General features: G+C 34.1%; 18 protein-coding genes. 17 read left to right on the top strand and 1 reads right to left on the bottom strand.

Features of this window, described 5'->3' with window-relative positions; translation table 11 throughout:
* Positions 1-98: 98 nt before the first annotated feature.
* The 11 genes from mltG (at position 99) to sigK (ending at position 10,354) form a co-directional block, all read left to right on the top strand.
* Entirely contained in the window at positions 99-1,229 is a 1,131-nt protein-coding gene (gene mltG, locus GW534_RS06945) for an endolytic transglycosylase MltG (RefSeq protein ID WP_161920328.1), read from the top strand.
* Between the two features lie 390 nt (positions 1,230-1,619).
* Positions 1,620-2,276, top strand: a complete 657-nt coding sequence (locus GW534_RS06940; RefSeq protein ID WP_161920327.1) for an O-methyltransferase — start codon at positions 1,620-1,622, stop codon at positions 2,274-2,276.
* Between the two features lie 12 nt (positions 2,277-2,288).
* On the top strand, positions 2,289-3,212 hold the full coding sequence (locus GW534_RS06935; RefSeq protein WP_161920326.1) for a peptidase U32 family protein: 924 nt from the start codon (positions 2,289-2,291) through the stop codon (positions 3,210-3,212).
* A gap of 13 nt (positions 3,213-3,225) precedes the next feature.
* The gene (locus GW534_RS06930; RefSeq protein WP_161920325.1) at positions 3,226-4,494 is read left to right on the top strand and encodes a peptidase U32 family protein; all 1,269 of its coding nucleotides are present in this window, start codon (positions 3,226-3,228) and stop codon (positions 4,492-4,494) included.
* 1 nt (position 4,495) lies between these two features.
* Positions 4,496-5,131 (top strand): uridine kinase, encoded by a 636-nt coding sequence (gene udk / locus GW534_RS06925; protein WP_161920324.1) that lies wholly within the window; start codon positions 4,496-4,498, stop codon positions 5,129-5,131.
* 102 nt (positions 5,132-5,233) lie between these two features.
* Positions 5,234-5,710, top strand: a complete 477-nt coding sequence (gene greA / locus GW534_RS06920; RefSeq protein WP_161920323.1) for a transcription elongation factor GreA — start codon at positions 5,234-5,236, stop codon at positions 5,708-5,710.
* A 182-nt stretch (positions 5,711-5,892) separates the two neighbouring features.
* Positions 5,893-7,647 (top strand): peptidoglycan D,D-transpeptidase FtsI family protein, encoded by a 1,755-nt coding sequence (locus tag GW534_RS06915; RefSeq protein WP_161920322.1) that lies wholly within the window; start codon positions 5,893-5,895, stop codon positions 7,645-7,647.
* A 161-nt stretch (positions 7,648-7,808) separates the two neighbouring features.
* The gene (locus tag GW534_RS06910) at positions 7,809-8,468 is read left to right on the top strand and encodes a YrrS family protein (protein WP_161920321.1); all 660 of its coding nucleotides are present in this window, start codon (positions 7,809-7,811) and stop codon (positions 8,466-8,468) included.
* A 14-nt stretch (positions 8,469-8,482) separates the two neighbouring features.
* Complete coding sequence (mtnN, locus tag GW534_RS06905; RefSeq protein WP_161920320.1) at positions 8,483-9,178, top strand: 5'-methylthioadenosine/S-adenosylhomocysteine nucleosidase; 696 nt, start codon at positions 8,483-8,485, stop codon at positions 9,176-9,178.
* A gap of 119 nt (positions 9,179-9,297) precedes the next feature.
* Complete coding sequence (locus tag GW534_RS06900; protein ID WP_161920319.1) at positions 9,298-9,537, top strand: YrhC family protein; 240 nt, start codon at positions 9,298-9,300, stop codon at positions 9,535-9,537.
* A gap of 97 nt (positions 9,538-9,634) precedes the next feature.
* The gene (sigK, locus tag GW534_RS06895) at positions 9,635-10,354 is read left to right on the top strand and encodes an RNA polymerase sporulation sigma factor SigK (RefSeq protein ID WP_161920318.1); all 720 of its coding nucleotides are present in this window, start codon (positions 9,635-9,637) and stop codon (positions 10,352-10,354) included.
* Between the two features lie 120 nt (positions 10,355-10,474).
* On the opposite strand, the gene sda is transcribed toward sigK, so the two are convergent.
* Positions 10,475-10,615 carry a sporulation histidine kinase inhibitor Sda gene (gene sda, locus GW534_RS06890; RefSeq protein WP_161920317.1) on the bottom strand — a complete coding sequence of 47 codons (141 nt, stop codon included), beginning with the start codon at positions 10,613-10,615 and terminating at the stop codon, positions 10,475-10,477.
* A 451-nt stretch (positions 10,616-11,066) separates the two neighbouring features.
* Here sda and GW534_RS06885 point away from each other — a divergent pair, with 451 nt between their 5' ends.
* From GW534_RS06885 to yqeK, 6 genes are read left to right on the top strand one after another with little or no spacing between them, the layout of a single operon-like run.
* Positions 11,067-11,597: a YqeG family HAD IIIA-type phosphatase gene (locus GW534_RS06885; RefSeq protein WP_161920316.1), complete on the top strand. Its 531-nt coding sequence runs from the start codon at positions 11,067-11,069 to the stop codon at positions 11,595-11,597.
* Positions 11,587-12,696: a ribosome biogenesis GTPase YqeH gene (gene yqeH, locus GW534_RS06880; protein WP_161920315.1), complete on the top strand. Its 1,110-nt coding sequence runs from the start codon at positions 11,587-11,589 to the stop codon at positions 12,694-12,696. Before GW534_RS06885 ends, yqeH begins: the two co-directional genes overlap by 11 nt.
* Positions 12,697-12,725: 29 nt before the next feature.
* Positions 12,726-13,565, top strand: coding sequence for a shikimate dehydrogenase (aroE, locus tag GW534_RS06875; protein ID WP_161920314.1), 840 nt, complete (start codon positions 12,726-12,728; stop codon positions 13,563-13,565).
* 1 nt (position 13,566) lies between these two features.
* Positions 13,567-13,857 carry a ribosome assembly RNA-binding protein YhbY gene (gene yhbY / locus GW534_RS06870; protein ID WP_161920313.1) on the top strand — a complete coding sequence of 97 codons (291 nt, stop codon included), beginning with the start codon at positions 13,567-13,569 and terminating at the stop codon, positions 13,855-13,857.
* A gap of 13 nt (positions 13,858-13,870) precedes the next feature.
* Positions 13,871-14,443 (top strand): nicotinate-nucleotide adenylyltransferase, encoded by a 573-nt coding sequence (locus GW534_RS06865; protein WP_161920312.1) that lies wholly within the window; start codon positions 13,871-13,873, stop codon positions 14,441-14,443.
* Positions 14,430-14,996 (top strand): bis(5'-nucleosyl)-tetraphosphatase (symmetrical) YqeK, encoded by a 567-nt coding sequence (gene yqeK / locus GW534_RS06860; RefSeq protein ID WP_161920311.1) that lies wholly within the window; start codon positions 14,430-14,432, stop codon positions 14,994-14,996. The genes GW534_RS06865 and yqeK overlap by 14 nt, the downstream gene beginning before the upstream one ends.
* Positions 14,997-14,999: the final 3 nt, after the last annotated feature.

Here is a 14,999-nt window from a genome sequence, read left to right as displayed (position 1 = left end):
GAAAAGTAATGAAAAATAATAAAATTATAGTATAATGGTGCAAGAAGAATTTTTCGAGGAATACTACATTTTTCTCGCTCTTCAAAAGGAGGATTTACATGGCTACGAAGGAAGAAGGGAAAAGTCAAGAAAAGGATAGTGCGCTAATGGAAAAATATAAAGAAGCAAAACTAACGAGAAGAATCGTTTTCATTATCACGTCAACAATCTTGTTGCTATTAGCAGGTACGATTACAGGCGCCGTTTTATTTGTAAGTTCAGCACTTAAACCTGTGGATCCAGATTCACAAGAAATAATTGAAGTAGAAATTCCATATGGTTCCGGTTCGTCAACGATTGCCCGAATTTTAGAGGAAAATGGAATTATAAAAAATGCTACTGTCTTTAAGTATTACTTAAAATTTAATAATGAATCTAATTTCCAAGCGGGTTCGTATAAATTAACACAATCTATGACTTTAGATGAAATTATTGCCAGTTTAAAAACTGGAAAAGTAATGCAAGATGTGCTTTCAATTACGATACCTGAAGGAATACATGTACGAGAAATAGCGGACAGAATAGCAGAAAAAACGGATTATAGTGCACAAGAAATTTTAGATACAATTAATAGTGTGAATTTTATACAAACTGTTCGAGAAAAGTATCCTGATTTAGTAACTGAGGAAATTTTACAAGAAAATGTTAAATATCCGTTAGAAGGATATTTATTCCCGGCTACTTATGGATTTAGTGAAGAAAATCCACCGATCGAAGAAATCATTATGCCGATGATTGATAAAACGTTTGAAGTGATTAAACCTTACATGGCTGATATTAAAAATAAAGGTTTTACAGTACATGAAGTACTTACACTTGCTTCCCTTATAGAAGAAGAAGCACCTGATGAAGAAAATCGAAAAATCATTTCAAGTGTGTTTTATAATCGGATTGAAAAGGGGATGCCATTACAAACGGACCCGACTGTTATTTATGCAATGGGTGAACATAAGGAAAGACTGACATTTAAAGATTATGAATATGAAGACCCTTATAATACGTATGTAATTGACGGTTTACCACCTGGACCTATTGCAAATGCAGGTGTCAGTTCAATTGATGCTGCCCTTTACCCACCGAGTACGGATTATTTATTCTTCTTAGCAACACCTGAAGGGGAAGTCCTTTACTCGGAAAGTTTTGAGCAACACGAAAAATATTATGATGAACATATAGCTAATCGAGATTAAAGATAAGTCTATTTTGTAAAATTAGATTTAATATCGCTTTTTTAAAATAGTTGTGTTAAAATAGTTAAAGTATTTTATCTGTGTCGAAAAAAGCGTCATTAATGATGGAAAATTCTTTACGATTTCCTCATAATGACTCTTTTTTCTTGTATTTAGGTCATTTTAAAAAAATTATTTAATTAAATATAGGCTGTCCAATGAGTCCAAAATTTTGGCAATAAATTTTCAAGGTGGCGGCGACTCCTATAGAAAAGCACGAGCCGAAGACCCCGCAGGATCGTAAGCTTCGAGGAGGCTGAGGCCGTGCCCGCGGAAAGCGTCCGCCAACTTGATGAATATTGGATTAAAAAGTAGACATAATGGAGAGCCCTTGGAGGAGTATTCGCTCGCATGTTTGACCAAAATTTACTTTCGTATTTAAATAGTAAGTTGCCGGAACGCACTAACTTTTTCCAAGAGATGGAACAATATGCAAAGAAAAATCATGTTCCAATTATGGATCCATATAGTATGGAAACAGTTCTCCAACTACTACGGATTTATCAGCCAAAATCTATTTTAGAAATAGGAACTGCAATTGGATACTCTGCTTTACGTATGACGCATGCAACCGGTTCCAAAATTGTAACGATTGAGCGTGACGAACAAAGGTATGAGCAGGCTGAATTAAATATTCAAAAAGCGAACATGGAAGAAAACGTTGTTTTATTAAAGGGAGATGCCTTGGAACTCCTAGATGAAGTTAGTACGTATGGACCTTTTGATTGTTTATTTATTGATGCAGCAAAGGGACAGTACAAAAGATTTTTTGAAAATTTTACACCTTTACTAGCTGAACGTAGCCTAATCATTACAGATAATGTGTTATTTAAAGGCTATGTTTATCAACATGAAACGGAAAATAAACGCTTACAAAAATTAGGTCAAAAAATAGACCACTTTAACGATTGGTTATTGAATCAACCGGATTATCATACGATTATTTTACCTGTTGGCGATGGAATTGCAGTCTCAGTAAAAAAGAGTAATATGAATGATAAAAAATAAGAGGTGGAAGAAATGAATAAACCAGAATTATTGTTAACACCTACTAGTGTTGATGATATTATCCCTCTAAGTGAGGCAGGAGCCGATAGCTTTGTCATCGGTGAAGAACGTTTTGGTTTACGTCTTGCTGGCGAATTTTCTAAGGAAGATGTAAAAAAAGCAATTCAACTTGCCCACTCAAAAAATAAAAAAGTTTATGTTGCGATGACTGGACTTTTCCATAATGATAAGGTGGACGAGGTTGAACAATATTTAAAGTTTGTTCATGAAGCAGGTGCGGATGCGGTTCTATTCGGAGATCCTGCCATTATCATGGCGAGAAAGACCTTAGGTATTGATATTCCATTACATTGGGACCCACATACACTAGCAACAAATTGGTATACATGCAATTATTGGGGTAAAAAAGGTGCAAAACGTGCTGTTTTATCAAAAGAACTAAGTATGGATGAAATTATTGAAATAAAAGAAAATGCGGAAGTAGAAGTTGAAGTGCAAATCCACGGCATGACTTGTATGTTCCAATCACGTCGTCCATTAGTTCATAATTATTTTGAATATCAAGGGAAAAAATTAAAGGTTGAAGAAGAAAAAGGAAAACTTTATTTATTTGACCCTGACCGTGATAATTATTATCCAGTTTTTGAAGATTCTAACGGTACTCACATAATGAGTCCAAACGATATGTGTATCATAGATGAACTGCAAGAGCTAGTAGAAGCTGGTATTGATTGCTTTAAAATCGACGGTATATTGAAATCACCGGAATACTTAATTGAAGTTACGAAATTATATCGAAAAGCAATAGATTTATGTGTAACAGATGTCGATGAATATGAAGATATAGCTGATGAATTGTTGGAAAGAATAGAAGAAATTCAACCAGAAAGTCGACCATTAGATACAGGATTTTTCTTCAAAGAAACGGTTTATTAAGGAGGAGATCTAAATGGTTGAAGTATTCGATCGTATTTCAGAAATTAGAGATGGAAAACGTGTAATTGTAAAAAAACCTGAGTTACTTGCTCCAGCTGGAAATCTAGAAAAACTAAAAATTGCGATTCATTATGGTGCGGATGCTGTGTATCTTGGTGGTGAAGAATATTCACTACGAGCAAATGCCGATAACTTTACCATTGATGAAATTCGTGAAGGTGTTGAATTTGCGAAAAAACATGGTGCGAAAGTATATGGTACAACAAACATTATCGCCCATAACGAAAATATTGATGGTTTAGAAGAATATTTAAAAGCATTAGAGGATGCTGGTGTTACAGGTATTATCGTTGCGGATCCGTTAATCATTGAAACATGTAAACGAGTAGCACCAAAATTAGAACGACATTTAAGTACACAACAATCCTTATCAAACTGGAAAGCTGCGCAATATTGGAAAGAAGAAGGATTAGAACGGGTCGTATTAGCTCGTGAAACGAGTGCCGAAGAAATTCGTGAAATTAAAGAAAAAGTTGATATTGAAGTGGAAATTTTCGTACACGGTGCGATGTGTATTGCCTACTCTGGTCGATGTGTACTAAGTAACCATATGACTGCGCGTGATTCGAACCGTGGTGGCTGTTGTCATAGTTGTCGTTGGAACTATGATATGTTCCAAAATACGGATGATAAAAACTTCATTCCATTAAGTACGGAAAACACACCATTTACAATGAGTTCTAAGGATATGAATTTAATCAAACACGTTCCAGAAATTATAGAACTTGGCGTTGATAGTTTGAAAATTGAAGGACGTATGAAATCAATCCACTATATAGCAACGGTAGTCAGTGTATATCGTAAAGTAATTGATGCGTACTGTGCAGATCCTGAGAACTTTGTCTTTAAAGATGAATGGTTAACTGAACTTGCAAAATGTGCGAACCGTGATACAGCAGAAGGATTTTTCAAAGAATTTCCTGGTGTAAATGAACAACTATTTAAAAATCATAGTCATAAAACATCCCACGAATTTGCGGGAATGGTACTTGATTATGATGAAGAAAGTAAAATGGTTACATTGCAACAAAGAAACTATTTCAAACCAGGTGATGAAGTTGAATTTTTCGGACCAGAAATTGAGAACTTCACAATGGTAGTAGATAAAATCTTTGATGAAAAAGGAAATGAAATTGATGCGGCAAGACATCCATTACAAATTGTAAAATTCCGTGTCGATCAACCAGTATACCGTTACAACATGATGCGAAAGGAGAACTAAGATGCGGAAAAAACCCGTGCTTATTGGAATTGCAGGCGGGTCCGGTTCAGGAAAAACAAGTGTAACACGAGCGATTGTAAATCATTTTGGTGAAGACTCGATTGTTTTGATTGAACAAGATGCCTATTATAAAGATCAAAGTGATAAACCGTTTGAAGAACGTTTAAAAACGAATTATGATCATCCCTTTGCCTTTGATAATGATTACTTAATTGAACATCTTCAACAATTATTAAATTATGAACCAATTGACATACCGGTTTATGATTACACTGTTCATACTCGTTCAAAGGAAGTCATTCATATTGAACCGAAAGATGTAATCATTTTAGAAGGTATTTTAGTATTAGAAGATGAAAGATTACGTAATTTAATGGATATAAAACTTTATGTAGATACAGATGCAGATTTACGCATCATTCGACGTTTACTTAGAGATACCGAAGAACGTGGCCGTACGATGGATTCCGTTATTGATCAATATGTATCCGTAGTAAGGCCGATGCATAATCAATTTATCGAACCAACGAAACGATATGCTGACATTATCATTCCTGAAGGTGGTAGTAATGTCGTGGCGATTGATTTAATTGTTACAAAAATTCATTCAATTATTGAGCAAAAGTCATTTTTATGACAAAATATCATAAATGATTAAAGAATATACCCGTTCAAAAGGAGCGTTCAAAAATAAAATGAATTGTTTTCGACGGGATTAAATGTTAAGGAGTGGACTATAGTGGCACAAGAAAAACAATATCCAATGACATTGGAAGGGAAACAAAAATTAGAACAAGAATTAGAATATTTAAAAACAACGAAAAGAAAAGAAGTTGTCGAGCGTATTAAAATTGCGCGTAGTTTCGGTGATTTATCCGAAAACTCTGAATATGATTCCGCTAAGGATGAGCAAGCGTTTGTTGAAGGTCGTATCGCAACTTTAGAAAAAATGATTCGTAATGCAGTTATTATTGAAGAAGATGAAAACAATAAAGATACAGTAACTTTAGGAAAGTCAGTTACATTTGTTGAATTACCAGATGGGGAAGAAGAAACTTACACAATTGTAGGTAGTGCAGAAGCTGATCCATTTGAAGGTAAAATTTCAAACGATTCTCCAATTGCGAAAAGCTTAATTGGACGTAAAGTCGGTGAACAAGTTACTGTACAAACTCCAGGTGGAGAAATGGTTGTTAAAATTGTAGGTATCCAATAATTAGTTTTTGCAATTATACGTATTATGAACTAATAATGGATCGATTAAAATTAAGAAAAATAATCGGACTGAAACACAGTGAATTTACTTGTGATTCAGTCCTTTTTATATGTAAACAATTTTTATGATTTGGACTAAAATGACTCCCTCACGTCAACAATGGGAATGGGGAGGGAAGACTGATGGTCCAAAAACGTATTATTCGTATTGGTATTGGTATAATTGTTGGTATTGCAATTATGATTTTTAGACTAATTCAAATTCAGTTATATGATACGAAAAGTTTTTCACATCGTAATATAGATTTAATAGCGGAAAGTGTGAAGCAACGTTCTCAACAAGTCGTCATTGATAATGGTAGAGGGAAATTTTATGATCGTAATATGGTCCCTCTTACCCATGAAGCGATTCCGACTTTAGTTTTATTTCCGTTTTTAAATCATATGGAATGGGACGTTGAAGAACTTGCAAAAATTATTAATGTTCCTTCATCCGATATTTTACATTCCTTAGAAGATGCAGAAGGTCCAGTTATGTTTGGTGAACCAAATCCCATTGTATTAACACAGGAACAGATGAATGCGATTAATCAATTGGAAATTCCCGGAGTTTTTGCCGTTGAAAAGCATTTTGATCGAAAAATTACACCGGCTGCCCAATTAATCGGTGTTCTCGGAGAAAACCCTGAAGAATTAAAAAAACGTTATCCCGATAAGGATATACCGGTTTCTACGATGATAGGAATTTCGGGGTTACAGAAAAGTTTTGATGAGTTTTTATTACAAGAGGAAAGTACGAAACTAATTTATCATGTAGATGGTCGTGGAGCGCCTCTATTTGGTATCGATGTGAAGTATGTTACACAGTCGAATCCTTTTTACCCTGTAAAAATTCAAACAACGATTGATTACGACATTCAAACAAAGGCAGAGGAATTAGTAGATAAACATAATATTAAAATAGGAGGGCTAATTTTACTTGATATCGAAACAAATTCTATCTTAGCTTCAGTTTCTCGTCCAGCTATCGATATAACTGATCCTTATGCTAATAACGGGATTAAAAATATGATGCATACTGCCCATATACCTGGTTCTGTTTTTAAAACAGTTATTGCTGCTGCAAGTATTGATCATCAGCTAATAAGTCCTGAACGGATGTTTAATTGTAGTGTAACGATTCATGGAGAAGTGGACCAACAATATGACCATGGGATGTTAAATTTTAAAGATAGTTTTGCAGCCAGTTGTAATAATACATTCGCTACATTAGCGATGGAATTAACGGAAAAAGATGAAACGATAATCGAAACATATGCACAATTGTTAGGTTTAAATGAGATTAATGGGTGGCAAGGTGATATATATCATTTTGAAGATTTTAAACAGTTATCCGATGAAGAAAAAGGCTACGTTTATTTAGATGATGTCGAGCGAAAGGATTCAAAGTTGAATGCACAAACGGGAATTGGTCAACAAAGTGTACGAATTACACCGCTTGCGGCAACAAATATGATGGCGACAATTGCCCGAGGTGGGGAAAAGAAGATGGTAAGGGCTGTTGAAAGTATTCAATATAACAATGGTACAGATTTATACACTTTTCCTATTAAAAAACTTGAAGGAGACCATATTTCCTCGTATACTGCTAGCAAACTCCAACAACTTTTACGTGAAGTTGTTACTAATGAAAGGGGAACGGGTAAGTCTTTAAATAATTTGCCTTATACCGTAGCTGGAAAATCTGGTACTGCTGAAACCCATCGAAAAGATGAGAATGGTAACGAATTATTGAACCGCTGGTTTGTCGGATATTTTCCTTATGAAAAACCGAAATACGCAATGACGGTCGTAAATTTAGACGTCACTGAAGGAGAAGGATGGGCAACACCGTTATATAAAGATATGGTAAAATTTTTATATGAAATGGATCAATAAATGAAATAGTAAAATAGTCTGTCTATTAATTCATTTAATCTTTGACAAATTGATCCGTCATTGTAAAAATATTGTTATAGAAAATTAACTGTACATTTTAACATAAGTTCGCTCATAATTATTAAAGGTGTCTACTTTCAAATGAATGGGGGAACGTTCTAATGGCCAATCAAAATAATCGAAAAAGCCGAATAGAAAGGCATTCTAAAAAGAGAAAAGAAAATTTTGTCCTTAATATTTTGATTGGTATTGTTTTTATTCTCATTGTCATTGTTGGCGTAAATTTGTTGCGTGATAATGATACAGTGGCAACAGGAGAGGAGAACCAATCAGAAGAGGTAAATGAAGAGGAAAACATTACACAGACGGATGATTCAGAAGTTGAGTCTACTTCAGAAGTCACTGATGAAAATGATGAAGACAGTGAAGATGGTGAAACTGAAAAAGTGAATGAAGAAGAAGAGACTGAAGAAGCAGAAGTTATATATGAAGAAAGTGACGATCCGAATGTAGAGCAAGTCATTATCAATCCAAACTGGGAACCAATCGGCACTGTGCAAACAGGTGAACATATATCTTCTTATGATAAAGGAACTACAGATCGCGAAGAAATGGAAAAAGCGATGGAATATGCAACTGGTGTTACAGTTGATAATATGACTGTTTGGTGGGTCGGTAACGGTGGTATACCGAATCAAAATGTTATCGGTACAATTTCAACAAAAGATAAAAGTAAAATTTATCGAGTGTATTTAGATTGGGTTGATGGCGAAGGTTGGAAACCAACGAAAGTTGAAAAGCTTAAAAATATAGAGAGATAATAGGAGAGAATTCAATGAAAATCGCAATTATTGGGGCAATGGAAGAAGAAGTAACCATTTTACGGGACCAAATAGTATATGCAAAAACAGAAGTAATCGCGAATAGTGAATTTACATCCGGAACGTTACACGGTAAAGATGTTGTTTTATTAAAATCAGGTATTGGAAAAGTAAATGCAGCAATGTCAACGACCATTTTAATGGAACGATATCAACCGGATGTAATCATAAATACAGGATCTGCTGGTGGATTTAATCCTGAGTTAAATGTCGGTGATTTAGTTATTTCTAATGAAGTTTGTCACCATGATGTTGACGCTACAGCATTTGGCTATAAATACGGACAAGTGCCGCAAATGCCAGCTACATATCCTGCGGATGAAAAACTAGTGAAAGTAGCGGAGGAAGCTGCTAAAGAACTTAATGATATGAAAATATTAACTGGTTTAATTGCATCAGGAGACTCATTTATGAGCGATCCTGTTCGGGTAAATGATGTAAGAACTAAGTTTCCTGCAATAGAAGCAGTTGAAATGGAAGCTGCAGCTATTGCCCAAGTAGCTTATCAATATGGAACTCCATTTGTTATTATCCGTTCCTTATCAGACATCGCGGGAAAAGATTCAGATATTAGCTTCGATCAATTTTTAGAAACCGCTGCGAAAAACTCAGCGAAACTCGTAGTCTCAATCGTAGAAAAATTAAATTAAAATTGTAATGGGCTGTCATATGACAGTCCTATTTTTTTACCTAAAATTACATAGACAATTTGTTATTGATCCATGTTATTCTATTAACATATAAATTTATTATTCAGGTGGGGACGAACATGCGTAAGGAAAGAAAGTTGAAAGAATTAGTAGAAGATTTTCGTAGATTTTCAACCGTTCTTATCGCTCTTTGTGTATTTATATACATCGGTATCATTATTAAAGGTTTTTCAAGTATTACTGAACATATTTGGTATTTAATAGCAATTATTGTTGTCTTAATAACATTAGCCTTTATGTTTCTCCATCGTGCGAATAAGTATCAAAAAAAGTTAATGGAAATGGACGAAGATCGATAAATATTTTTTAAAATAACAGGACAGGCACATTTTACACATCTACAACATATGTATAGTTTATAGGCATTTGCGGATATTCCTATGGAGGTGTGTACATGTGTCTGGACTTTTATCAGCAATAACGTTGTTTTTTAAAGAACTCGTATTTTTAGTCTCGTATGTTAAAAATAACGCCTTTCCCCAACCGCTTTCACCCGAAGATGAGAAAAAATATTTAAAACGGATGGCTGAAGGGGACCCGGAAGCTCGAAATTTATTAATTGAACATAATTTACGTTTAGTTGCCCATATCGTGAAAAAGTTTGAAAATACAGGTGAGGATCAAGAGGATTTAATTTCCATTGGAACGATTGGTTTAATTAAGGCAATTGAAAGCTTTTCAGAAGGTAAAGGAACAAAACTAGCTACATACGCAGCACGATGTATAGAAAATGAAATATTAATGCATTTAAGAGCGCTTAAAAAGACGAAAAAAGATGTTTCTTTACATGACCCAATTGGTCAAGATAAAGAGGGAAATGAAATTAGTTTAATTGATGTTTTAAAATCCGATTCAGAAGATGTAATCGATACAATTCAATTAAACATGGAATTGGAAAAGGTTAAAAAGTATATTAATGTGTTAGATAAACGGGAAAAAGAAGTAATTATTGGTCGGTTCGGTTTAGGAATGCAAAAAGAAAAAACGCAAAGAGAATTGGCTAAAGAGTTAGGAATATCGAGAAGTTATGTTTCACGCATTGAAAAGCGAGCGTTGATGAAAATGTTCCATGAATTTTATCGTGCAGAACGGGAGAAAAAGAATAATAGTAGTTAATTTGATTAATGGAGAGTAGAACAATTTGTTTTACTTTCTATTTTTTTATAGAAAAAAATAAAGGGCTGTCCTTTATAACGGTGAGGATCAGCCTGTTCAAAAAATACGGGAAAATTTTTATTAAGAAAAAGTTTTTATTTTGTGGGTAATGGATCGACGTTCGATTTCTTTTTCGATGAGGCGAATAAACTCAGGAGATAATTTCAATTCGATAGCTTTAAAGTATGACTCAATTAATAATTCATCTGATAGTTTTTCCATTTTTTTCGGCTTTCACCTTCACCTCCTGAATATTTTTTTAGATACAAACATATAATTATCTTTTGTGTTTTTTCATTCTTAACTTTAACAAATATATAAAAATAGAACAACTGTTCCGGTTATCCACAAAAGGAGGTGGATAACTTGTGGAAATGTTGTTAAAAAATGTCAAAAAGTGTATTATATCAATGTGTAAAATGTGCATAAAGTAATCCACAACTGTAGAAAATGACCGAATTTGTCGAAAAGTTTTTTCGATTGTGTCAATTCGTTGGTGCTTATGTCGAATCGTAAAGTTTTTGCATTCGCTAATATTTTGCTGCATTTACTACATAACCTTGATGAAATGATCGAATAAAAATAATATAGTGTTATATAACGAAGAAACCTTTGAAAAAGTTGTCTTTTTTCAGTATGATGAATGACGTTGAATAATTTATAGAGGTGCAACATGTTAAAAAAATTTTTACCAAATGACTATGTGAAAAATATCTTTGAGATTACGCCGGAATTTTTAAAAGAACGTGATATTAAAGGGATTATTACAGATTTAGATAACACTTTAGTAGAATGGGACAGGCCACTAGCTACACCTGAGCTAGTAGAATGGTTCTCAATCTTAAAAAAACACGGGATTAAGGTCGTTATTGTATCAAATAATAATGAAACACGTGTAAATAAGTTTTCACAACCATTAAACATTCCGTATATTTTTAATGCAAGGAAACCGCGGATAAAAGCATATAAACAAGCTTTACAAATGTTGGGACTACCAAAAGACGAAACGATTGTTGTAGGCGATCAATTGTTAACGGATGTATTAGGTGGAAATAGGGCCGGTTTTCATACAGTGCTTGTCGTCCCCGTAACACATACAGATAGTACGATTACAAAGTTTAATCGAATGATTGAACGACGCATCTTAAAATGGTTTAACAAAAAAGGCTTGCTAGAATGGGAGGGACAGCGTAGTGGAAAATGATGAGAAAATTATTTGTATTGGTTGTGGTGCAACAATCCAAACGGAAGATCCATCAAAACTAGGTTATGCGCCAAAATCCTCATTAGATAAGGAAGAAGTTATTTGTCGCCGTTGTTTTCGTCTAAAACATTATAATGAAGTCCAAGACGTTGAACTTACAGATGATGATTTTTTAAAAATTTTAAATGGAGTTGGCGAAGCAAAAGGATTAATCGTTAAAATCGTTGATATTTTTGATTTTAACGGTAGTTGGCTACCAGGTATCCATCGCTTTACTGGTGGGAATGATGTCCTTTTAGTCGGAAATAAAGTCGACTTATTGCCGAAGTCAGTTAAACATAACCGAATGAAACATTGGTTAAGGCAGCAAGCACGAGAATTAGGTTTAAAACCTATTGATGTTGCCTTAGTAAGTGCTGAAAAGGGAATCCATATTAAAGAAGTAATGGACTTAATTGAACAATACCGTAACGATCAAGATGTATATGTGATTGGCTGTACAAATGTCGGAAAATCAACGTTTATTAATCGAATTATTAAAGAAGTGACTGGAGAATATGATATTATTACAACATCTTATTTTCCAGGTACAACGCTCGATATGATTGAAATTCCATTAGATGATGGACAAGCAATCTATGATACACCAGGAATTATTAACCATCACCAAATGGCCCATTTCGTTAATAAAAAAGATTTAAAAGTAATTACACCAAAAAAAGAGATTAAACCGAAAGTATACCAACTTAACGAACAACAAACACTATTCTTTGGTGGTCTTGCTCGATTTGATTTTATTAAAGGTGAACGTTCATCCTTTGTATGTTATTTATCAAATGAATTGCATATTCATCGGACGAAGTTAGAAAAGGCTGATGATTTATATGAAACCCATGTTGGGGAAATGCTGAGTCCGCCAAGAAAAGATGAATTAGGAAATTTCCCTGAACTTGTCCGACAAGAATTTTCTATTAGAGAAGGAAAGAAAGATATTGTCTTTTCAGGTCTAGGTTGGGTGATGATACCAGAAGGTGGAGTAGTAGTCGCTGCATATGTACCGAAGGGGGTAAAAGTATTTGTTCGAGATTCACTTATTTAATTTATAACTAAATAGGGGAGGAGATTCGTTTGTTATTAGGTGTTATTGGCGATCCAGTTGAACATTCTTTATCACCTGTTATACATGAAGAATTTTTTCGTATAACAGGAGTTCAAGGGAAATATAAAAAATTCTATATAAAAAAGGGCATGTTAAATGAAGGTGTTAAGAAGTTACTTAATATTGGGGTTTCAGGGTTTAACGTCACAGTTCCCCATAAGGAGGATATTATTCCTTTATTGGATGAAATCGATGAAACGGCCCGAAAAATTGGCGCTGTGAATACAGTAAAAGTTGAAAAAGGAAAATTAATTGGTTATAACACGGATGCAGAAGGTTATATCCTTTCCTTAAAACAAAAAGACCCAACTTTCCATAATAAAAAAACACTTATTATTGGCGCAGGTGGGGCTGCTAAAGCGATTTATTATGCCTTAGTGAATAATAATGTGAAATCAATTGATATTTGTAATCGTTCGTTAAATAAGGCTGAGGAACTCATTAAAGCGTCTAATCGTATTTTAGGTGAAGAAAGTCGTGTTTACTCTTTACCAGAAGTGGAAGGAAAAATTAATGAATTTGATATTTTAATACAAACAACTTCTGTTGGCATGTCACCTAATACGAACGCCTCTCCTATTTCATTAGAAAATTTACAAGGTAATGGGAAGATAGCTTCAGATATCATTTATACACCGAATGAGACGAAGTTTTTACAAGAAGCAAAAGAAAAAGGTGCTTTAACGTTCAATGGAGTAAATATGTTATTATATCAAGCAGCCCTAGCTTTTGAAATTTGGACGAATAAACGGCCGCCAATCGATACAGCAAGAGAGTTAATGTTGAAACAACTAGAAGGAGTAAGATAAAATGTTAACAGGTAAACAAAAACGATATTTACGATCACTCGCACATCATTTAAACCCGATTTTTCAAGTCGGAAAAGGTGGCGTCAATGAAAATATGATTGGGCAAATTGCAGATGCCCTTGAAGCACGGGAGCTTTTAAAAGTGAGTGTTTTACAAAACTGCGAAGAAGATAAAGCAACTGTTGCAGAAAAATTAATCCAAGGTACGAAGGCAGAGCTTGTACAAATTATCGGTAACACAATCGTTTTATATAAAGAATCGAAAGAAAACAAAACAATCGAATTACCATAATAGGATGGTTAATATGAAAAAAATTGGGATATTAGGTGGAACTTTTGACCCGCCCCATATCGGACATTTAATCATCGCCGATCAAGTCCTTCATCATTGTGGTTTAGATGAAATTCGTTTTATGCCAAATTACATCCCGCCACATAAAGAAAAACAAACAAATACGACCGTTAAAGACCGTTTACATATGTTGGAATTAGCAATTGAGGGTCATGATCGGTTTAAAATCGAAACAATTGAATTAGAACGGAAGGAAAAGTCATATACATATGATACGATGGTAATCTTGAAAGAAAAGGAACCTGATCATCAATTCTTTTTTTTAATTGGTGGAGATATGGTCGATTATTTACCAAAATGGCATAGGATCGATGAATTAATGGAAATCGTTCAATTTATTGCTGTCCACCGCCCAACCTATGAGGGAAAAACAGAATATCCTGTAAAATTTGTTGATATACCAGAAATTCATTTATCTTCTTCTGTCATCCGACAAAAAATTGGAAACGGGGAATCGGTGAAGTACTTATTGAAAGATCGTATAATTCAATATATTGAGGAGAATGGTTTGTATGGAAAAAGATAAAGCTTTGTCCATTGTGAAGCCACATTTGACAGAAAAGCGATATATACATACGATTGGTGTAATGGAGACAGCGGTTGATTTAGCCAAAAAATACGGTTATGATGAAAAAAAAGCAGAATTGGCTGCAATTTTTCATGATTATGCCAAATACCGTCCCGAAAATGAGATGAAAAGCATAATAATAGAACAAAAGATGCCAAAGGAATTACTGGATTTCCATCCTGAATTATGGCATGCCCCCGTTGGCTCCTATCTAGTCAAAACTGAAGTGGGGATTGAAGATGTAGATATTTTAAATGCAATAACCTATCATACAACAGGACGTCCAAATATGACATTGCTAGAAAAAATTATTTTTATCGCTGACTATATTGAACCAAATCGCAATTTTCCTGGAGTAGAACAAGTACGAGATCTCGTTAAAACAAATTTAGATGGAGCGATTTTACAATCTTTGAAAAATACCATCATATATTTAACAAAGAAAAATGCTACAATTTATCCAGATACACTTTATACATATAATTATTTTATTAAAATGAAGGAGGAATAAAAC

It is taken from the genome of Pallidibacillus pasinlerensis, from assembly GCF_009996845.1.
Taxonomy (GTDB): Bacteria; Bacillota; Bacilli; order Bacillales; family Caldibacillaceae; genus Pallidibacillus; species Pallidibacillus pasinlerensis.
The sequence above is the reverse complement of the archived record's forward strand: the minus strand, read 5'-3'. Positions and strand labels throughout refer to the sequence as shown.

Coding starts and splice junctions, on each gene's coding strand:
- yqeK (WP_161920311.1), top strand. CDS start 14,430: ATGGAAAAAGATAAAGCTTTGTCCATTGTGAAGCCACATTTGACAGAA.
- GW534_RS06900 (WP_161920319.1), top strand. CDS start 9,298: ATGCGTAAGGAAAGAAAGTTGAAAGAATTAGTAGAAGATTTTCGTAGA.
- GW534_RS06935 (WP_161920326.1), top strand. CDS start 2,289: ATGAATAAACCAGAATTATTGTTAACACCTACTAGTGTTGATGATATT.
- yhbY (WP_161920313.1), top strand. CDS start 13,567: ATGTTAACAGGTAAACAAAAACGATATTTACGATCACTCGCACATCAT.
- GW534_RS06865 (WP_161920312.1), top strand. CDS start 13,871: ATGAAAAAAATTGGGATATTAGGTGGAACTTTTGACCCGCCCCATATC.
- udk (WP_161920324.1), top strand. CDS start 4,496: ATGCGGAAAAAACCCGTGCTTATTGGAATTGCAGGCGGGTCCGGTTCA.
- mltG (WP_161920328.1), top strand. CDS start 99: ATGGCTACGAAGGAAGAAGGGAAAAGTCAAGAAAAGGATAGTGCGCTA.
- GW534_RS06940 (WP_161920327.1), top strand. CDS start 1,620: ATGTTTGACCAAAATTTACTTTCGTATTTAAATAGTAAGTTGCCGGAA.
- GW534_RS06915 (WP_161920322.1), top strand. CDS start 5,893: ATGGTCCAAAAACGTATTATTCGTATTGGTATTGGTATAATTGTTGGT.
- mtnN (WP_161920320.1), top strand. CDS start 8,483: ATGAAAATCGCAATTATTGGGGCAATGGAAGAAGAAGTAACCATTTTA.
- sda (WP_161920317.1), bottom strand. CDS start 10,615: ATGGAAAAACTATCAGATGAATTATTAATTGAGTCATACTTTAAAGCT.
- GW534_RS06930 (WP_161920325.1), top strand. CDS start 3,226: ATGGTTGAAGTATTCGATCGTATTTCAGAAATTAGAGATGGAAAACGT.
- GW534_RS06910 (WP_161920321.1), top strand. CDS start 7,809: ATGGCCAATCAAAATAATCGAAAAAGCCGAATAGAAAGGCATTCTAAA.
- GW534_RS06885 (WP_161920316.1), top strand. CDS start 11,067: ATGTTAAAAAAATTTTTACCAAATGACTATGTGAAAAATATCTTTGAG.